Here is an 18,256-nt window from a genome sequence, read left to right on the forward strand (position 1 = left end):
GGCGAGCCACCGACATCACTGCCGACGGTCACGCGATCTGTGGATGGAGCATCCGGGCGACGCCGCTGTGGAGGAAGTTACCACCGATCGAACACGCGTTCGAGCAACACGCCGAACACAGCTTCGGGTGCCGGACCCGCAGGACCGCGCTCAGTCCTGGGGTTCGGCCAGGCCCTTGCCGTGCCGACGGTCCATCGGGACGTCCTGCGAGTCGCACAGGGCATCCCACACCCGGCGGGCGTCGATGCCGGCGGCAAGGGCGTCCACGGCCGAGCGACCGCCCAGCCCCTCGAGCACGACGTCACGGGTGACCACGGACCCGTAGGCCTCGCCGAACACCTGGTCGACGGCTCGCCAGAACTCACTCACGCGCATCCGACCAGCCTAAGCGCGTCGTCGCGGGCCGGAACGCAGAACGCCCCCGCCGGGAAGGACCGGCGAGGGCGTTCGGTGCAGTGCGGTCAGCGCACCGCGAGGTCGTTGTCGAACTCGGCGACGAGGTCGTCCGGGAGCGTGTCGGGGACGGGGGTCAGCCCCTCGACGATCGCGAGGCGGTCGCCCACTTCGCGCATGATGGTCGAGATGGGCGTGTCCAGAGCATCCGCGACGGACGCGAGGATCTCCGAGCTGGCTTCCTTCTGCCCACGCTCGACCTCACTGAGGTACCCGAGCGCGACACTGGCCTTGGACGCGACCTGACGGAGGGTCCGGCCCTTCTGCAAGCGGAAGTCCCGGAGCACATCGCCGATTTCCTGACGAACGAGAACCATGAGAACTCCTCCTCTCTGTCGTCTCCGCGCCCGCTCGGTCCGGTGGAACGAGTTCGGGTTCAGCAACAATAGCGTTGCCGGTTGCAGCATGTTAGCCAGGCTGGCTGCCGTACTGCTGGAGATTTCGTGAGATGTAACCCAGTGGAAACGGGACCTATTCCCGGCCCCGGATCTCGGACGACATCCGTGCAAGGAGTTCGGAGACGGTGGCGTGACGGATTGCTCCCCGGTCACCGTCGAGGTGCAGCTCGAAGGCCTCGGCGCCCGCGGCGGAGGCGATCCCCACGTACACGGTGCCGACGGGCTTGCCGTCCTGCGGGTCCGGGCCGGCGACACCCGTCGTGCTGATCCCCCACGTTGCGGGCTCCCCGTCGACGGACAGCGCGATCCGGACACCGGCGGCCATCTGCCGGGCGACCTCCGGGTGCACGGCGCCCTCGGCCTCGAGCAGGTCCTCCGAGACCCCGAGCACGGAGTGCTTCACGGGCGTCGCGTACGCCACGACGCCACCGTGGACGACGGCGCTCGCCCCGGGCACGTCGACGAGGGTCGCGACGACGAGTCCGCCGGTCAGCGACTCCGCCACGGCGAGGGTCTCGCCCCGCGCCGTCAGTTCGGCGATGAGACCCGGTGCGACCGGCTCGACGGGCGCGGCCTCGGTCGAACGGTCGGGCCCGGTCATGCGGTGGTGCGGTTGTGCTTCCATGCCTGCCAGAGGTAGTCGATCCCGCTCAGGACCGTTGCCAGGAACGCGGCGGTCATGAGGATGCCGTTGACCCAGTGCGCCCAGTCACCGACCAGGTTCCACCACGGGAACAGCGCGGCCGTCAGCGCGACGGCCTGCAGCACGGTCTTGATCTTCCCGCCGCGGCTGGCCGGGATCACCCGGTCGGAGAGCACCGCGAACCGGAAGACCGTGATGCCGATCTCCCGCACCATGATCAGCACGGTCACGTACCAGGGCAGTTCATGCAGGATGGACAGCGCGACGAGCGCACCCCCGATGAGCACCTTGTCGGCGATCGGGTCGACGAGCTTGCCGAAGTCCGTGACCAGGTTCTGCCGACGGGCGATGATGCCGTCCGCGCTGTCCGTGACGATCGCCACGACGAAGACGACCGCGGCCCAGATGCGCAGGGGCCCGTCGTTCCCGGCGTCGGTGAGCAGCAGGACGAAGAACAGCGGCGCCATCAGGATGCGCACCACCGTGATGATGTTCGCGACGTTCGCGGTCGACGCCGGGCCGGGCCCCTTGCGCAAGAGCCGCCCGCGCCACGGGAACCGTGCGCCGTGCGTGGTGTTCGTGCTGTCCGAGGCGGTCATCGCCGTCACTCCCTGCCCGTCAGTCCCCACGCGTCCTCATCGGGCTCGTCGTGGACTTCATCGTACCCGCGGGTCATGTCCCCGACGGGGTCGGCACCGTACCGGTCACCGTCGCCGGACGGCGTCGGTGCCGGCGCTGCCGGAGCGGCCGCGGCGGGCGGCTCCTCGCCGCGGAGCTTCGCGAGCACCGCGGGCAACTGGTCGGCGGTCACCAGGACGTCGCGGGCCTTCGAGCCCTCGGACGGTCCGACGATGTCGCGCGACTCCATCAGGTCCATCAGGCGACCGGCCTTGGCGAAGCCGACGCGGAGCTTGCGCTGCAGCATCGACGTCGAACCGAACTGGGTCGACACGACCTGTTCGACGGCCGCGAGCAGCAGTTCGAGGTCGTCGCCGATGTCGGCGTCGATCTCCTTGCGCTCGACCACGGCCTGGACGTCCTGGCGGTACTCGGGCTGGGCCTGCCGTGTGACGTGCTGGACGACCTCGGCGACCTCGCCCTCCTGCACCCAGGCGCCCTGCACGCGGAGCGACTTCGACGAACCCATCGGCAGGAAGAGCGCGTCGCCCTGACCGATCAGCTTGTCGGCGCCGGGCTGGTCGAGGATGACGCGGGAGTCCGTGACGCTCGTCACCGCGAAGGCGATGCGCGACGGCACGTTCGCCTTGATCAGGCCGGTGATGACGTCGACCGAGGGCCGCTGCGTCGCGAGCACCAGGTGGATGCCGGCGGCGCGGGCGAGCTGGGTGATGCGGACGATCGATTCCTCGACGTCACGCGGTGCCACGAGCATCAGGTCGGCGAGCTCGTCGACGACCACCAGCAGGTACGGGTACGGCTTGAGCTTCCGCTCGCTGCCCGCCGGCAGGACGATCTCGTTGTTCTCGATCGCCTTGTTGAAGTCGTCGACGTGGCGGAACCCGAACGACGCCAGGTCGTCGTACCGCATGTCCATCTCCTTCACGACCCACTGCAGCGCTTCGGCCGCCTTCTTGGGGTTCGTGATGATGGGGGTGATGAGGTGCGGGACGCCGGCGTAGATCGAGAGCTCGACGCGCTTCGGGTCGACCAGGACCATGCGGACCTCGGACGGCTTCGCGCGCATCAGCAGCGACGTGATCATCGAGTTGATGAACACCGACTTGCCGGAACCGGTGGAGCCGGCGACGAGCAGGTGCGGCATCTTCGCCAGGTTCGCGACGACGAAGCCGCCCTCGACGTCCTTGCCGACGCCGATCGTCATCGGGTGCTTCGACTTGCGCGCGGCGTTCGAGCGCAGCACGTCGCCGAGCGAGACGATCTCGCGGTCGGTGTTCGGGATCTCGACGCCGATCGCGCTCTTGCCCGGGATCGGCGACAGGATGCGGACCTCGTTCGAGGCGACCGCGTACGACAGGTTCTTCGACAGGGCCGTGACGCGCTCGACCTTGACGCCCGGGCCGAGCTCGATCTCGTACCGGGTGACCGTCGGCCCGCGGGAGAACCCGGTGACCTTCGCGTCGACCTTGAACTCGGTGAGCACCCCGGTGATGGCGGCGACGATGTCGTCGTTCGCCTGGCTGCGCGCGACCGAGGGCGTGCCGGAGCTCAGGGTGGTGGCGGCCGGCAGTCGGTACGGCTTCGACGGGTCGTCGTCGGGCCCGGCGGCGGCCGCGCTCAGCTCGGCGGCGGCGTCGATGTCCTCGGGCTCGTCGACGACCTCGGGCTCGGACAGCACCTCGGGCACCGCGGGACGGATGTCGGCGGTCGGCTCCGGGCGCGCGGGGACGTCGGTGCCGAACGCGCGGAGGGCCTGCTCGGCGTCCTGCAGGTCCTGCTCGACGGAGTCGTTGAGGTTGACCGACGCGGGCTCGGCCGGTGTCACGTCGACGAGCCCTGCGGCGGCACCGGCGTTCGGGCTCGGAACGGGGGCGACGGGAGCAGCGGGCGCGACGGGCGCGGCAGCGGGCGCGACACCGGTGGCCGGCGGGAGCACCGGGCTGTCGTACGCCGGGTCCTCTTCGCGTCCGGACTTGTTGCGGCGCCACCACGGCACGTTGTCGCCGCCGGCTTCGGCGTCGGCAGCGGCCTGCTCGTCACCGAACCCGAGGTCGTCGAACAGCTGGAAGTCGGCGTCGCCCTTCTTGCCGCGCTTCGAGGTGCGAGTGCGGGCGACGGGCTCTGCCACGGCGGCGGCAGTGTCCGCGTCCGGCTCGGCAGCGGGCGCCGGGGCACCGAACAGGTAGGCGTAGAGCTCGTGCAGCCGGCGACCGAGCTTGTTCGGCGGCGTCTTGGTGATGATGAAGAGCGAGAGCACGAGCAGCACGATCGCCACGGGCACGGCCACCCACGCGGTCGCGATCGTGACGAGCCAGCCGATGACCACCCAGCCGAGCACCCCACCGGCGGCAGCGAGCGCGGGCATGCCGTCGGCCGCGCTCGGTCGGCCGCCGAAGACGTGGCAGAGCGAGGCGATGGAGACGATCAGGATGCCCAGACCGATGCCGATCCGGGTGTTGTCGTGCACCGAGGCCGGGTGCCGGAACAGCCACCCGGCGAACACGATCATGATGACCGGCAGGGCGAATGCCAGGCGGCCGAACAGCCCGCCGAACGTGTACGCGTCGAGTGCGACGGAGACGCTGTTGGTCGGGTTGAGCCACTCGACGACCCCGCCGGCGATGGCCAGCAGGAACAGCAGGAACGGGAACCCGTCGCGCCGCTGGTCCTTCTCGAGGGTCTCCTTGCCGAGCAGCCGGAACATCGCGCCGACGCCGTGCGCCATCGCGAGCCAGAAGGTCACGAGCGGGTTCTGCTCGCGGAACACCGGCGTGGGTGCGGCCTGCGGCAGCTTCTTCGTCGTGGCCTGGGTGCGCGACGAACCGCGCGTCCCGTTGCCACGGGACGACGTGGACGCGCGCGAGCGCGTGGTCGACTTGGTGCCTCCGGCCATGGGCAGAACCCTAACGCCCGCCCAGGACAAACGCAGGAAGGCCCGCCGCAGCGTCCGTGACGGACGCTGGACGGGCCTCCAGGGCGGGGACGGAGGCTACGCCTCGATGACCACCGGGACGATCATCGGACGACGACGGTGCTTCGTGTTCACCCAACGACCGACCGTCCGACGGACGACCTGCGCGAAGGCGTGCGAGTCGCGCGTGCCGTTGGCTGCGGCCTCGGAGATCGCCTTGGCGATCTGCGGACGCACGTCGTCGAAGACGGAGTCGTCCTCGGCGAAGCCGCGCGACTGGATCTCGGGGCCGATCACGCACTGCCCGGTGGTGAAGTCCACCGCGCAGAAGACCGAGATGAAGCCCTCTTCGGCCAGGACACGGCGGTCCTTCAGGTCGGCGTCGGTGATCTCGCCGACGGTGGAGCCGTCGACGTAGACGTAGCCGATGTCGAGCTGGCCGGCGACCGTTGCGACGCCGTCCTTCAGGTCGACGACGATGCCGTCCTGACCGAGGATCACGTTGCGCGGCGGGACGCCCGTCTGGATCGCCAGGTCGGCGTTCGCGTACAGGTGACGGTGCTCGCCGTGGACGGGGAGCACGTTGCGCGGTCGCAGGATGTTGTAGCAGTAGAGCAGTTCGCCGGCCGAGGCGTGTCCGGAGACGTGCACCTTGGCGTTGCCCTTGTGCACGACCTTCGCGCCGAGCTTGGTCAGCCCGTCGATCACGCGGTACACGGCGTTCTCGTTGCCCGGGATGAGCGACGACGCGAGGATGACGGTGTCGCCCTCGCCGATCTCGATCTGGTGCTCGAGGTTCGCCATGCGGGCCAGGACGGCCATCGGCTCACCCTGCGACCCGGTCGACATGTAGACGATCTGGTCGTCGGGGACGTTCTTCGCCTTCTTCGTGTCGATGAGCACGTTCTCCGGCACCCGCAGGTACCCGAGGTCGGCGGCGATCGTCATGTTGCGGATCATCGAGCGGCCCATGAACGCGACCTTGCGGTTCGCGGCCGCGGCGGCGTCGAGGACCTGCTGCACGCGGTGCACGTGGGACGAGAAGCTCGCCACGACGACCTTCTTGCGGGCGCGCATGATGATGTTCTCGAGCACCGGGCCGATGTCACGCTCCGGAGCGGTGAAGCCCGGCACGTCGGCGTTCGTGGAGTCCGGCAGGAACAGGTCGACGCCGGCCTCGCCCAGACGGGCGAACGCACGGAGGTCGGTGATCCGGTCGTCCAGCGGGAGCTGGTCCATCTTGAAGTCACCCGTGTGCAGGACACGACCGGCGGGGGTCGTGATCGCGACGGCGAGGGCGTCCGGGATGGAGTGGTTCACGGCGACGAACTCGAGGTGGAACGGGCCGATCTGCTCGGTCTGGTCCTCGGCCACGACGAGCGTGTACGGCTTGATCCGGTGTTCCTTGAGCTTCGCCTCGACGAGCGCGAGGGTCAGCGTGGAGCCGATCAGCGGGATGTCGTCGCGGAGCTTCAGCAGGTACGGGACCGCACCGATGTGGTCTTCGTGGCCGTGCGTGAGCACGACACCGAGGACGTCGTCGAGGCGGTCACGGATCGGCGTGAAGTCCGGCAGGATCAGGTCGACACCGGGCTGGTGCTCCTCGGGGAACAGCACGCCGGCGTCGACGATGAGCAGCTTGCCCTCGTACTCGTAGACGGTCATGTTGCGACCGATCTCGCCGAGGCCCCCGATGGGGATCACGCGGAGGGTGCCGTTCTCGAGCGGCTGCGGTGTGGAGACTTGTGTGGGCATTCGGTCCTACGGATTCGGGCGACGTGCGTGCTGCGCGCCGCGGTGTTCGCTAGCGGGTGGTGCCTGGCACCTTCGGTAGTGCACCGCCGGCCGCCGCGTTGCGGTCGGGGCGGAAGTTCGAGAAGTCGGCGCCGGGCACGTCGCGCACGGCTTCGAGTGAGGTCTCGATGGCGTACGCCTCGGAGTCCTCGGGGCCGACGAGCGGCAGTCGGACGCGCGGGCTGCCGATGCGGCCGAGCCCGTGCAGGATGTACTTGGCGGCCACGGTACCGGGAACGTGCGTCATCACGGCGCGGACGAGCGGCTCGAGTCGCTTGTGCTCGGCCGTCGCGGTGGCCAGGTCGCCCCGGTTCACGGCGTCGACGATGGTGCGGTACGGCGTGCTCGTGATGTTCGCCGTCACGCCGATCAGGCCGGTGGCACCGATCGACAGGTGCGGGAGCACGTTCGTGTCGTCACCGGAGAAGTACATGAGGTCGGTGTTGTTCAGCACGCGCGAGACCTCGGCGAAGTCGCCCTTGGCGTCCTTCACGGCGAGGATGTTCGGGTGCTTCGACGCACGCAGGATCGTGTCGTAGGTGATCGGGATGCCGGTGCGGCCCGGGATGTCGTACAGGATCACCGGCAGGTCGGTGGCGTCCGCGATCATCCGGAAGTGGGTGAGGACACCCGACTGTGTCGGCTTGTTGTAGTACGGCGTGACGATCATCACGCCGTCCGCGCCGGCCTTCTCGCTCTGCTTGTACAGGTGGATGGCGTGCGCGGTCTCGTTCGAGCCACCACCCGTGATGATCTTCGCGCGGCCGGCGGCGACGGACTTGCCGACCTCGACCAGCCGGAGCTTCTCCGGGTCGGTGAGCGTCGACGTCTCGCCGGTCGTGCCGGTGACGACGATGCCGTCGGCGCCGGCGGTGATGCAGTCGTCGATGTGCTGCTCGACGCCGGGCCAGTCGACCTCTCCGTCGGCCGTGAACGGGGTCACGAGGGCGACGAGGACCTGACCGAAGGGATTCTCACGCGGGGACACGGGCACCAGCGTACCGGGGATGCGCGCGGAGGCCGCCGTCCGTGTGGACGGTCGCCTGCCTGCGGCGCGGCCGGGAGGCCCGGATCACGTCCGTCCCGCCGGTCACGCCCGGCGCGTGCGGGCGCTCAGGCGCGACGCTGCCACTCCAGGAACCGGTAGCGGGTGCCGCCGTTGCGGGACTCCTGCCACGGGCCCTCGTCGGTGAGCGTCCAACCGGCAGTCTCGTCGAGCGTCGGTGCGACGGTGTCGCCGGGGACGTCGACGTCGATCACGGTCTCGGAGACGACATCGGCACGGTCGAGCGCCGCGGCGTAGACCTGGCCGCCGCCGATGACCCAGACGGTCTCGTCGGTGCCGTCGTCGCCTTCGAGCGCGGCCTGCAGGTCGTGCACCGCCTCGGCACCGTCGGCGGTCCACGTCGTGTCACGGGTGAGCACCACGTTGCGCCGACCGGGCAGGGGGCGGAACCGCTCGGGCAGGGACTCCCACGTGCGCCGGCCCATGAGCACGGTCGCGTCGCCGGTGACCCGCTTGAAGTGCGCCAGGTCCTCGGGCACGTGCCAGGGCATGCCCCCGTCGGCACCGATGACGCCGGCGGTCGAGCGGGCCCAGACCATGCCGATCATCAGACGGCGACCGCGGCCTTGATCGCCGGGTGGTGCTCGTACCCGACGACGGTGAAGTCCTCGTACTCGTAGTCGTCGATCGAGTCGCGCGGCGCGAGCTCGAGCGTCGGCATCGGGTACGCCGTGCGGGACAGCTGCTCCTCGACCTGTTCGACGTGGTTGTCGTAGACGTGGCAGTCGCCGCCGGTCCAGACGAAGTCGCCGACCTCGAGCCCGGTCTGCGCCGCGATCATGTGGGTCAGCAGCGCGTACGAGGCGATGTTGAACGGGACGCCGAGGAACATGTCGGCGCTCCGCTGGTAGAGCTGGCACGAGAGCTTGCCGTCGTTCACGTAGAACTGGAAGAACGCGTGGCACGGGGCGAGCGCCATGTCCGGCACGTCGGCGACGTTCCACGCCGAGACGATGAGCCGACGGCTGTCCGGGTTCGTCCTGATCTGCTCGATGACCTGGGCGATCTGGTCGACGTGCTCACCCGAGGGGGTGGGCCAGGATCGCCACTGCACGCCGTACACCGGGCCGAGGTCGCCGTCGGCGTCCGCCCACTCGTTCCAGATCCGGACACCGTGCTCCTGCAGCCAGGTCGCGTTGCCCTCGCCGCGCAGGAACCAGAGGAGCTCGTACGCGATCGACTTGAAGTGCACGCGCTTCGTGGTGACGAGCGGGAAGCCCTTCGACAGGTCGTAGCGGAGCTGTGCACCGAACAGGCTGCGGGTCCCCGTGCCGGTGCGGTCGCCCTTCGGCGAGCCCTCGGTCAGGACCCGGCGGAGCAGGTCCTCGTAGGGGGTCGGGACGGAAGCGTCGGGCTGTACGGTCTCGCTGTCGGTCACACACAGAAGCCTACGTCGGTGTGAGTAGCGTTGCCGGTATGCCCGACACGACGGAACAACCGCTCTCGATCCTGGTGGCCGGCTCGTCCGGCTTCATCGGGACCCCCCTCGTCCGCGCCCTGCGCGAGGCGGGGCACCACGTCACCACGCTCGTGCGCCGGGAAGCCCGCACCGCGACCGAGTTCCGCTGGGCACCGGGGCGACGTCCGCTCGACCCGGCGATCCTCGACGGCGCCGACGTCGTGATCAACCTGGCCGGCGCGAACATCGGCAAGCTGCCGTGGACCGACGCGTACCGCAAGGAGATCCGCAGCTCACGCATCGACGCCACCGACACCCTGGTCGAGGCGATGCGGCACGCGACCACTCCCCCGGCGCTGTTCCTGTCGGGCTCGGCCTCGGGCGTGTACGGCGACCGTCCGGCCGACGTGCTGCCCGACGACGCCGCCCCGGGCACGGGGTTCCTCGCCGACGTCTGCACCGCGTGGGAGTCGGCCGCGAACGCCGCCCCCGCGGGGGTCCGGGTCATCACGCTCCGGACCGGCATCGTGATCGGCAAGGGCGGCGGCGCGCTCGCACCCCTCGTCCCGCTGACCAAGCTCGGCGTCGGCAGCCGACTCGGCACCGGCGGCCAGCACTGGCCCTGGATCGCCCTCGAGGACGAGGTCGGCGCGATCGTGCACCTGGCGACCGCGGCGCCGGACGTCTCCGGCCCGGTCAACCTGGCGGGCCCGGAGCCGGTCGTCGCCGACCGCATCACGAAGCACGTCGCCGAGGTGCTGCACCGCCCCTACCTGTTCCGGATCCCCGAGTTCGCCCTGCGCCTGGCGCTGCGGGACGCCGCGGACGACATGCTCCTGTCGAGCCAGCGGATGGTCCCCACGAAGTTGCTCGAGTCCGGCTACACGTTCCGGTACACGCAGGCTGCGGACGCGATCGACGCCGTCTTCTGATCGGACGGCAGACCGGGGGTCAGCGGTCGGCGGCGCGCGCCAGGGCGGTGCGCATCGCCGACCGTGCACGTTTGCGGTCGCCCGCGGCGTCGTAGACCACACCGAGCCGGTACCAGGCACGCCAGTCGGCCGGGTCCTGCTCGACCGCGTCGCGGTACCGCGGGAACAGCTCGTCGGCGGCGTCGCGGATCGGACGACCCGACGGCCGCACGGGGACGACGTCGTCCGGTGTGCCGCCCTCGGCCTCGAGCCGTGCGCCGAGCCGCGTGATGCGGATGCCGAAGCGGAACTCCAGGACGAGCAGGAGCGCGCCGATCGCGGCGACGACGAACAGTGCGACACCGATGCCGATGCCGATCGGGATGCCGGTGGCGATGAAGGCCACAGCACGCTGTCCGACGAGAACGATGTACAGGGCGAGCAGCACCGCCATCAGTGCTGCACCCCAGAACGGCGAGCGGATCGTGCGTCCGGCCCGCTCCATGCGACCCACGGCCCTCAGCCGATGCCGAGGACGCTGCCGAGGCCCACGGTGAGCCCCCGCGCCGACACCACGTTCGCGAGCGCCGCACGGATGCCCGCCACGTAGGCGACGTCGTCGTTGGTGTCGTGCCGGATCGTCAGTGTCTCGCCGGGGCCGCTCAGCAGGACGTCCTGCACGGCCTTCACCCCGGGCAGCCGGAGCGAGTGGATGGGCACACTGGCGACCTGCTGACCACGGGCGCGCTGGTCGACGTGTGGAGCGTCCACCGGCCCGACATCGCGCCGGGCGTCGGCCATCAGCTCCGCCGTGCGCACCGCGGTGCCCGAGGGTGAGTCGATCTTGCCGGCGTGGTGGGTCTCGACGATCTCGGCAGCCGGGAACCACGGCGCCGCGATCGTCGCCAGGTGGGTGCCGAGCACCGAGCCGATCGAGAAGTTCGGGACGACGAGCACCCCCTGCTCCGGGCGTTCCTGCAGCCCGGTGCGGAGCTTCGCGAGGCGGTCGAGCGACCAGCCGGAGGTACCGACGAGCACGTTCGCGCCGCTCGACAGTGCGTTCTCCACGATCGCGGGGCTGAGCGACGGCACCGTCACGTCGACCACCAGGGCCGCGCCGCCGAAGACGGACGGGGGTGCCTGGTGGGCGCCGTCCTTCGAGGACAGACGGGCGACGAGCTCGAACTCCGGGAGTTCCTCGACGACGGCGGCCACGAGGCCCCCGAGACGACCGGTGGCGCCGACGACGGCGACGGGAGTGACCATGCGGTCCATCCTAGGATCGACGCATGTCAGTCGAGGTCAGGACCGTGCCGGCCGATCTGCCCGAGGTCGACGTCCTGCTCGACGCGTACCTGGACGAGCGCGAGGCGACGTTCCCGAGCGCGCAGGGCACCTACGCACGGAAGCGCACCCCCGCGGCCGAGTTCACGCCGCCGAACGGTGTCTTCGCACTGGCGGACGACGACGGCGTCGCGATCGGGTGCGGGGGGCTCCGGCGGATCGCGGACGGGGTGGACGCAGCCGGCGCCGTCGACGTCCGGTTCGAGGTCAAGCACGTCTTCGTGACACCGGCCGGGCGCGGCAAGGGGGTCGCGACGGCCGTGATGGACCTGCTCGAGCGGGCCGGTGCCGACCTCGGCGCGACGAGCATCGTCCTCGACACGAACGACTCACTCGTCGCCGCGGCCGCCCTGTACCGCAGCCGCGGCTACGAACGCGTCGAGCCGTTCAACGACAACCCGAACGCGACCGCCTGGTACCGCAAGGCGGTGGCCCCGACCCGGACGGGCCGCGGGCCGGACGCCTGAGCCGCCACGGGCCTCCCGGCCGCGCCACCGCGAACCGGACCGGCGGCCGCTAGACGGGCTGGTCGACCGGCAGCCCGGTGCGCAGCTCCACCGGCAGGTGGGCCAGGTCGTTCAGCGTGACGACCTCGGCCGGCTTCGCCGAGCGGATCCGGATGATCGTGAGCGCGGTGTGCGCGACGTTGGTGCCCATCCAGCGCCACTCGGGCGCCTGGAACGCTTCACGCACGAACCAGCCGATCACGGCGTTGTGCGTGATGAGCAGGTCGTGCCGGTCTTCGCGCGCCGGGGTGAACCACTCCGACACGGCGTCGCCCATCTGGGCTTGCCCGGCGACGATCTCCTCTTCGGTGATGCCGCCGTACCAGCCCTGGTAGGCGTGCGGCATGTCCGGCGTCGGGCCCGAGGGGATGCAGTCGAACAGCAGCGTCGAGGGTTCCGGCTGGATCGACGGCAGTCGCTGCGACAGGAACGCGGCGGTCTCGCTCGGGGCCTCGAGCGGCGAGTGGTACACGCCGTCGAATGGCACGCCGCCGAGACGGTCGGCGACCAGGGTCGCCTGACGCTTGCCGCGTTCGGAGAGCTTGCCGTCCCGCAGGCCGTGTTCGGCGTCCTGGTGTTCACCGTGGCGGACGAGGTACAGGTAGTGCGACATGTCCGTGTTCAGCTGCCGATCCCGATGGCCGCGGCGAGTTCGTCCTGCTGCACGGCGCCGACCACCGAGGTGATCGTCGGTCGGGTGAGCAGGTCGCGCGCGAGTTCGAGCACGCCGCCGGTGGTGACGCCGTCCACGCGTTCGAGCGCGGTCGACAGGTCGGTGTACTCCCCCGTGCCGAGCTCGGAACGGCCGAGACGCGTCATGCGTGCGTCGGAGTCCTCGAGCGAGAGCGTCAGCGCACCCTCGATCTGCCCCTTCGCCCGCCGCAGTTCGTCGTCGGTGATGCCGTGGTCGACCATCCGGCGGAACTCCGCGTCGACGATGTCGACGACACCGGCGACGTTGTCCGGCGCGCAGCCGGCGTAGACGCCGAAGGCACCGTTGTCCAGGTAGGCGGGAGCGAACGACGACACCGCGTAGGCCAGACCGCGGCGCTCGCGGACCTCTTGGAACAGGCGCGAGCTCATGCCGCCGCCGAGCACGGCGTTCAGGACGCTGAGCGAGGGCCGGCGGTCGTCGCGCAGGTCGAGACCCTGCGAGCCGCGGAGCATGCTGACCTGCTCGGTCGGGCGGTGCACCACGGACAGCTTCGGCTCGACCGGGTCGGCAACCGTCTGGGGCGTGCGGCGCGGCAGCGGCGCGGCGTCGGGAGCGTCGTGGAAGACGCCGGCGACGAGCTCGCAGAACCGGTCGTGGTCGACGGCACCGGCGGCGGTGACGACGATGCCGTTGGGCGCGTAGTGCTCGCGGTAGTGCGCCAGCACCTCGTCGCGCTGGACCGCACGGATGCTGTCCGGGGTGCCGCCGATCGGACGGCCGAGGGGGTGCCCGCCGAACGCCGCGGCGAAGAACGCTTCGCCCGCGACGTCGGCCGGGTCGTCAGCGGCCATCGCGAGTTCTTCGAGGATGACACCGCGCTCCACGGCGAAGGCCTCGTGCTCGAGCACCGACCCGGTGACCATGTCACCGATGACGTTCACGGCCATCGGGACGTCGGTATCCCGGACCCGTGCGTAGTAGCAGGTGTACTCCTTGGCCGTCGCGGCGTTGTGCTCACCGCCGACCGAGTCGAACGCGATGGCGATGTCGAGCGCCGACCGCGTCTCGGTGCCCTTGAAGAGCAGGTGTTCGAGGAAGTGCGTCGAGCCGAACTGACCGTCGCGCTCGTCACGTGAACCGACGCCGACCCAGAACCCGATGCTCGTCGACGCGGCGCCCGGCACCACCTCGGTGAGCACACGGACGCCCGACGGCAACACGGTGCGACGGACGAAGGCCCCACCGGACGTCAGGAACGACGTGTCCGGGGCCCCGAGCGGCAGTGGCACTGGCTGGTTCATCGCAGACGAGCCTACTGATCCGCCGACGCGTGCCGCCCAGTTTCCCGGTCCGGGCCACGTGCCACTCGAAGTGGGGTACAGGAAGTGTGGACAGACCGACTCGTCTGTCTGTCCTCCTTGTGCTACAGTTGGCCACGCCGGATCGAAAGCCCCCCTAAGTTCCGATCCGGCGGCTCGGGACATCAGTCCTGCGCGACCACCGAGTCCCCCCACTCCGGTCGCGGAGCCGATGAGTCCGAGGAGTACACGCTGTGACGGTCGATTCCCCCCAACCGGCCGTCCAGCGTCTCCCCGGCCCGAGCACGAACCTCGCGTCGCCGGACGGGTCGAGCGTCCCCCCGACTCCCCGCTCCGGCGGCGCGAAGGTCCGTGTCCTCGAGACCGCCACGCGGCTGTTCTACGAAGAGGGCATCCACAGCGTCGGCGTCGACCGCCTCATCTCCGAGGCGAGCGTCACGAAGGCGACGTTCTACAAGCACTACGGGTCGAAGGACAACCTGATCCTCGCCTACATCCGGACCCAGCACGAGCGCGTGCAGGAGCGGATGGAGCAGCTCATCACCGACGCCGGCTCCCCCGAGCGGGCTGTCCGAGCGTGGGTCGCCGCGCTGGCCGACGACGTCAACGACCCGGCCTTCCGCGGCTGTGCGTTCCTGCACGCCGCCGCCGAGTACCACGACCCGCGCGACCCGGTCCGCCAGGTCGTCGCCGTGCACCGCGACTGGTACACCGAGCGCCTCGCGACCCTGCTGCACGACGCCGGGCACCCCCTGCCCGGCGACGGCGCCGACGAGCTCATGCTCGCGCGTGACGGTGCGATGGCCGGGGCCTACGCCGGCGACGCGATCGCTGCCACCGCGGCGCTGAACCGCGTGGTCGACCGGGTGCTCGCGGTCTGAGACCCGACTCGTCGCCAGCGCTGTCGCTGTCGGCTGTCGGCTGTCACTGTCGCTTTCGCGAAAGCGACAGGTCACCGCGAACAGTTCGCGGCGATCCGTCGGCTTCGCGGCACGGACGCACCCGCGCGACGCAGATCTGTCGCTTCCGCAGCGCGGTCGAGGCGACCGTGGGGCGGACGGGAGGCCCGTGGCGGCCCCGCTCCGCGCCTCCAGGCCGTCTGTGCGAACTCCCACAGCCCCACGCGCGTCCCGAGCGCAGGCCCGGCCGGCGGGTGTTGGCTGGGGGCATGGCCAACGACCCCAACTGGAACCTGCCCGATGTCCCGTCCTTCACCCTGACGAGCCCCGACTTCGCCGACGGCGGTGCGCTGCCCACCTCGGCGCGCGGCTCCGACGCCGGTGGCGAGGACCGCTCCCCCGCGCTCGAGTGGTCGGACGCACCCGAGGGCACGAAGAGCTTCGTCCTGACCGTGTACGACCCCGACGCCCCGACCGGCTCCGGCTTCTGGCACTGGAGCCTGACCGACATCCCGGGCTCGGCGACCTCGCTCCCCGCCGGTGCCGGCACCGACGACGCCCTGCTGCCCGCCGAGGCCCTCCGCCGCCGCAACGAGTTCGGCACGGACACGTTCCTCGGCGCTGCACCGCCCGCGGGTCACGGCGCGCACCGGTACTTCTTCACGCTGAGTGCCCTCGACGTCCCCGTGCTCGAGGCGCCGGCCGACGCGACCCCCGCGGTCGTCGGCTTCATGCTCCGTGGGCACCTGCTCGGTCGCGCGCAGCTCATGGGCACGCAGGAGACCCCCGCCGCCTGACGGGTACGCGCACCGCGCACCGCGCCGCGAGCTTTCGCGCCCACCGCACACACGGCCCGCAACGGCGAACGGCCGCCGCCCCGGAAGGGACGGCGGCCGTTCGTGCGTCAGGACGCGAGAGAGGATCAGCCCTCGGCCGGGTCCTCGGCGTGGGCGCGGACCGTCTCGGCCGAGGTGGAGTCACCCTCGGTCTCGTCGGCCACGACCGGCGCGAGCGACAGCTTGCCGCGGTCGTCCACCTTGGTGACCTCGACCAGGACCTTCTGGCCGACGCCGAGCACGTCTTCGACGTTCTCCACACGCTTGCCACCGGCGAGCTTGCGCACCTCGGAGACGTGGAGCAGACCGTCACGGCCCGGGAGCAGCGACACGAAGGCGCCGAAGGTGGCGATCTTCACGACGGTGCCGAGGAACTGGTCCCCGATCTCCGGGTTGGTCGGGTTCGCGATCGCGTTGACCTGGGCACGAGCGGCCTCGGCCGACGGACCGTCGACGGCGCCGATGTAGACGGTGCCGTTGTCCTCGATCGAGATGTCGGCACCGGTGGTGTCCTGGATCCCGTTGATCGTCTTGCCCTTCGGGCCGATCAGCTCGCCGATCTTGTCGACGGGGATCTGCACCGAGATCACGCGAGGAGCGGTGTCCGCCATCTCGTCGGGGGCGTCGATCGCCTCGTTCAGCACACCGAGGATGGCCGAGCGGGCCTCCTTGGCCTGCTTGAGCGCCGCGTCGAGCACCGTCGACGGGATGCCGTCGAGCTTGGTGTCGAGCTGGATCGCGGTGACGAACTCCGAGGTACCGGCGACCTTGAAGTCCATGTCGCCGAGCGCGTCTTCGGCACCGAGGATGTCGGTCAGGGCCGCGTAGCGGGTCTGACCGTCGACGGTGTCGGAGACCAGGCCCATCGCGATGCCGGCGACCGGGGCCTTGAGGGGCACACCGGCGTTGAGCAGCGACAGGGTCGAGGCGCAGACGGAACCCATCGAGGTCGAGCCGTTGGAGCTGAGCGCCTCGGAGACCTGGCGGATGGCGTAGGGGAACTCGTCACGCGACGGCAGCACCGGCACGAGTGCGCGCTCGGCGAGGAAGCCGTGCCCGATCTCGCGACGCTTCGGCGAACCCACACGGCCGGTCTCACCGGTCGAGTAGGGCGGGAAGTTGTAGTGGTGCAGGTAGCGCTTCTTCGTGACGGGCGACAGCGAGTCGATCTGCTGCTCCATCTTGAGCATGTTCAGCGTGGTGACGCCGAGGATCTGCGTCTCGCCGCGCTGGAAGATCGCCGAACCGTGGACGCGCGGGATCACGGCGACCTCGGCGTCGAGCGGACGGATGTCGGCGAGGCCGCGGCCGTCCATGCGGATCTGCTCGGTCAGGATGCGGCCGCGGACGACCTTCTTCGTGACCGACTTGTACGCGGCACCGACCTGCGAGTTGGCGACCTCGGGCAGCGAGCCTGCGGCGACCTGCTCGGCGATGGCAGCCTTGACGCGCGACTTGAGCGCGTCGTCGGCGTCCTGACGCTCGGTCTTGGCGGCGATCTTGTAGACGTCACCGAGCTCGGAGAGCGCGAGGGCTTCAACGGCCGAGTAGACCTCGGGCGCGTACGGCGGGAAGACCGGGAAGTCCTGGATCTCCTTGGCCGACTGCGCGGCGAGCTTGGCCTGGGCGTCGACGAGGGACTTGAGGAACGGCTTGGCCGCCTCGAGACCCTGGGCGACGATGGCCTCGTCGGGCTTGGTGGCGCCGCCCTGGATGAGGTCCCAGGCGTGCTCGGTGGCTTCCGCCTCGACCATCATGATCGCGACGTCCTCGTTGCCCGCCTCGTCCGTGACGACACGGCCGGCGACGGTCAGGTCGAACACGGCGTCGGCGAGCTGCGAGGCCTTCGGGAACGCGACCCACTGGTCACCGATGAGCGCGAGGCGCACACCGGCGATCGGGCCGGAGAACGGCAGACCGGAGATCTGCGTCGACGCGGACGCGGCGTTGATGGCCAGCGCGTCGTAGAACTCGTCCGGAGCGATGCTCAGGACGGTGATGACGATCTGGACCTCGTTGCGCAGGCCGTCGACGAACGACGGACGCAGCGGCCGGTCGATCAGACGGCAGACGAGGATGGCCTCGGTCGACGGACGGCCTTCGCGACGGAAGAACGAACCGGGGATCTTGCCGGCGGCGTAGGAACGCTCCTCGACGTCGACGGTCAGCGGGAAGAAGTCGAATCCTTCACGCGGGTGCTTGCCGGCGCTGGTGGCCGAGAGGAGCATCGTTTCCTCGTCCAGGTACGCGGCGACCGCGCCCTGGGCCTGCTGAGCGAGCCGACCGGTCTCGAACCGGACGGTGCGCTTGCCGTACTTGCCGTTGTCGATGACGGCTTCGGCGAACTTGATCTCGGGACCCTCCAAAAGGGCGCCTCCTTGATGTGTTTCCGGCAGGCCGTGGCGACGGCACTCGATGGTGCGTGCGCGCCGATCGTTCCGGACGCATGTCTGGCCAGCAGTAGAAGCACTCGGGAAACCGTT

The 18,256-nt window shown here is 70.4% G+C and carries 18 protein-coding genes; 4 read left to right on the top strand and 14 right to left on the bottom strand.

Annotation, left to right across the window (positions count from 1 at the left end):
- Nucleotides 1-150: 150 nt before the first annotated feature.
- From QRN30_RS07815 to QRN30_RS07855, 9 genes are all read right to left on the bottom strand, one after another.
- The gene (locus QRN30_RS07815) at nt 151-375 is read right to left on the bottom strand and encodes a DUF3046 domain-containing protein (protein WP_017885915.1); all 225 of its coding nucleotides are present in this window, start codon (nt 373-375) and stop codon (nt 151-153) included.
- Nucleotides 376-461: 86 nt separating this feature from the next.
- Complete coding sequence (locus tag QRN30_RS07820) at nt 462-770, bottom strand: helix-turn-helix domain-containing protein (protein ID WP_027464765.1); 309 nt, start codon at nt 768-770, stop codon at nt 462-464.
- A gap of 154 nt (nt 771-924) precedes the next feature.
- On the bottom strand, nt 925-1,452 hold the full coding sequence (locus QRN30_RS07825) for a CinA family protein (RefSeq protein WP_052481724.1): 528 nt from the start codon (nt 1,450-1,452) through the stop codon (nt 925-927).
- Nucleotides 1,449-2,093 (bottom strand): CDP-diacylglycerol--glycerol-3-phosphate 3-phosphatidyltransferase, encoded by a 645-nt coding sequence (pgsA, locus tag QRN30_RS07830; RefSeq protein WP_042538583.1) that lies wholly within the window; start codon nt 2,091-2,093, stop codon nt 1,449-1,451. The genes QRN30_RS07825 and pgsA overlap by 4 nt, the downstream gene beginning before the upstream one ends.
- A gap of 5 nt (nt 2,094-2,098) precedes the next feature.
- The gene (locus QRN30_RS07835) at nt 2,099-5,026 is read right to left on the bottom strand and encodes an FtsK/SpoIIIE family DNA translocase (protein ID WP_284760815.1); all 2,928 of its coding nucleotides are present in this window, start codon (nt 5,024-5,026) and stop codon (nt 2,099-2,101) included.
- Nucleotides 5,027-5,122: 96 nt separating this feature from the next.
- On the bottom strand, nt 5,123-6,799 hold the full coding sequence (locus QRN30_RS07840; RefSeq protein ID WP_017885920.1) for a ribonuclease J: 1,677 nt from the start codon (nt 6,797-6,799) through the stop codon (nt 5,123-5,125).
- 49 nt (nt 6,800-6,848) lie between these two features.
- Complete coding sequence (gene dapA / locus QRN30_RS07845; protein ID WP_259552119.1) at nt 6,849-7,826, bottom strand: 4-hydroxy-tetrahydrodipicolinate synthase; 978 nt, start codon at nt 7,824-7,826, stop codon at nt 6,849-6,851.
- Between the two features lie 125 nt (nt 7,827-7,951).
- Nucleotides 7,952-8,452: a dihydrofolate reductase gene (locus tag QRN30_RS07850; RefSeq protein ID WP_056071279.1), complete on the bottom strand. Its 501-nt coding sequence runs from the start codon at nt 8,450-8,452 to the stop codon at nt 7,952-7,954.
- Nucleotides 8,452-9,282 carry a thymidylate synthase gene (locus QRN30_RS07855; protein WP_042538447.1) on the bottom strand — a complete coding sequence of 277 codons (831 nt, stop codon included), beginning with the start codon at nt 9,280-9,282 and terminating at the stop codon, nt 8,452-8,454. The genes QRN30_RS07850 and QRN30_RS07855 overlap by 1 nt, the downstream gene beginning before the upstream one ends.
- 38 nt (nt 9,283-9,320) lie before the next feature.
- On the opposite strand from QRN30_RS07855, the gene QRN30_RS07860 reads away from it, so the two are divergent.
- On the top strand, nt 9,321-10,235 hold the full coding sequence (locus QRN30_RS07860; protein WP_042538449.1) for a TIGR01777 family oxidoreductase: 915 nt from the start codon (nt 9,321-9,323) through the stop codon (nt 10,233-10,235).
- A 19-nt stretch (nt 10,236-10,254) separates the two neighbouring features.
- Here the strand turns inward: QRN30_RS07860 and QRN30_RS07865 are convergent, their stop codons facing one another.
- Nucleotides 10,255-10,719 (bottom strand): tetratricopeptide repeat protein, encoded by a 465-nt coding sequence (locus QRN30_RS07865; protein ID WP_017885925.1) that lies wholly within the window; start codon nt 10,717-10,719, stop codon nt 10,255-10,257.
- A gap of 14 nt (nt 10,720-10,733) precedes the next feature.
- Nucleotides 10,734-11,480, bottom strand: coding sequence for a 4-hydroxy-tetrahydrodipicolinate reductase (locus QRN30_RS07870; protein WP_236559561.1), 747 nt, complete (start codon nt 11,478-11,480; stop codon nt 10,734-10,736).
- Nucleotides 11,481-11,503: 23 nt separating this feature from the next.
- Between QRN30_RS07870 and QRN30_RS07875 the strand changes: the two genes are divergently transcribed.
- Nucleotides 11,504-12,025: a GNAT family N-acetyltransferase gene (locus QRN30_RS07875; RefSeq protein ID WP_042538451.1), complete on the top strand. Its 522-nt coding sequence runs from the start codon at nt 11,504-11,506 to the stop codon at nt 12,023-12,025.
- A 49-nt stretch (nt 12,026-12,074) separates the two neighbouring features.
- Here QRN30_RS07875 and QRN30_RS07880 read toward each other — a convergent pair whose 3' ends face one another.
- Entirely contained in the window at nt 12,075-12,677 is a 603-nt protein-coding gene (locus QRN30_RS07880) for a histidine phosphatase family protein (protein ID WP_017885928.1), read from the bottom strand.
- Between the two features lie 8 nt (nt 12,678-12,685).
- Nucleotides 12,686-14,020: a M16 family metallopeptidase gene (locus tag QRN30_RS07885; RefSeq protein WP_284760818.1), complete on the bottom strand. Its 1,335-nt coding sequence runs from the start codon at nt 14,018-14,020 to the stop codon at nt 12,686-12,688.
- A gap of 251 nt (nt 14,021-14,271) precedes the next feature.
- Between QRN30_RS07885 and QRN30_RS07890 the strand changes: the two genes are divergently transcribed.
- Both QRN30_RS07890 and QRN30_RS07895 read left to right on the top strand, forming a co-directional pair.
- Complete coding sequence (locus QRN30_RS07890) at nt 14,272-14,919, top strand: TetR/AcrR family transcriptional regulator (protein ID WP_056071287.1); 648 nt, start codon at nt 14,272-14,274, stop codon at nt 14,917-14,919.
- 287 nt (nt 14,920-15,206) lie between these two features.
- Nucleotides 15,207-15,734, top strand: coding sequence for a YbhB/YbcL family Raf kinase inhibitor-like protein (locus QRN30_RS07895; protein WP_056071290.1), 528 nt, complete (start codon nt 15,207-15,209; stop codon nt 15,732-15,734).
- Between the two features lie 125 nt (nt 15,735-15,859).
- Here the strand turns inward: QRN30_RS07895 and QRN30_RS07900 are convergent, their stop codons facing one another.
- The gene (locus QRN30_RS07900) at nt 15,860-18,139 is read right to left on the bottom strand and encodes a polyribonucleotide nucleotidyltransferase (protein WP_259552115.1); all 2,280 of its coding nucleotides are present in this window, start codon (nt 18,137-18,139) and stop codon (nt 15,860-15,862) included.
- Between the last annotated feature and the right edge of the window lie 117 nt (nt 18,140-18,256).

The organism is Curtobacterium sp. MEB011 (assembly GCF_030209655.1).
Taxonomy (GTDB): domain Bacteria; phylum Actinomycetota; class Actinomycetes; order Actinomycetales; family Microbacteriaceae; genus Curtobacterium; species Curtobacterium poinsettiae.

What these genes read in the sequence shown, in the direction of transcription:
- QRN30_RS07815 (WP_017885915.1), bottom strand. Translation starts at nt 375, where the DNA reads ATGCGCGTGAGTGAGTTCTGGCGAGCCGTCGACCAGGTGTTCGGCGAG.
- QRN30_RS07820 (WP_027464765.1), bottom strand. Translation starts at nt 770, where the DNA reads ATGGTTCTCGTTCGTCAGGAAATCGGCGATGTGCTCCGGGACTTCCGC.
- QRN30_RS07825 (WP_052481724.1), bottom strand. Translation starts at nt 1,452, where the DNA reads ATGACCGGGCCCGACCGTTCGACCGAGGCCGCGCCCGTCGAGCCGGTC.
- pgsA (WP_042538583.1), bottom strand. Translation starts at nt 2,093, where the DNA reads ATGACCGCCTCGGACAGCACGAACACCACGCACGGCGCACGGTTCCCG.
- QRN30_RS07835 (WP_284760815.1), bottom strand. Translation starts at nt 5,026, where the DNA reads ATGGCCGGAGGCACCAAGTCGACCACGCGCTCGCGCGCGTCCACGTCG.
- QRN30_RS07840 (WP_017885920.1), bottom strand. Translation starts at nt 6,799, where the DNA reads ATGCCCACACAAGTCTCCACACCGCAGCCGCTCGAGAACGGCACCCTC.
- QRN30_RS07850 (WP_056071279.1), bottom strand. Translation starts at nt 8,452, where the DNA reads ATGATCGGCATGGTCTGGGCCCGCTCGACCGCCGGCGTCATCGGTGCC.
- QRN30_RS07860 (WP_042538449.1), top strand. Translation starts at nt 9,321, where the DNA reads ATGCCCGACACGACGGAACAACCGCTCTCGATCCTGGTGGCCGGCTCG.
- QRN30_RS07865 (WP_017885925.1), bottom strand. Translation starts at nt 10,719, where the DNA reads ATGGAGCGGGCCGGACGCACGATCCGCTCGCCGTTCTGGGGTGCAGCA.
- QRN30_RS07870 (WP_236559561.1), bottom strand. Translation starts at nt 11,480, where the DNA reads ATGGTCACTCCCGTCGCCGTCGTCGGCGCCACCGGTCGTCTCGGGGGC.
- QRN30_RS07875 (WP_042538451.1), top strand. Translation starts at nt 11,504, where the DNA reads ATGTCAGTCGAGGTCAGGACCGTGCCGGCCGATCTGCCCGAGGTCGAC.
- QRN30_RS07880 (WP_017885928.1), bottom strand. Translation starts at nt 12,677, where the DNA reads ATGTCGCACTACCTGTACCTCGTCCGCCACGGTGAACACCAGGACGCC.
- QRN30_RS07885 (WP_284760818.1), bottom strand. Translation starts at nt 14,020, where the DNA reads ATGAACCAGCCAGTGCCACTGCCGCTCGGGGCCCCGGACACGTCGTTC.
- QRN30_RS07895 (WP_056071290.1), top strand. Translation starts at nt 15,207, where the DNA reads ATGGCCAACGACCCCAACTGGAACCTGCCCGATGTCCCGTCCTTCACC.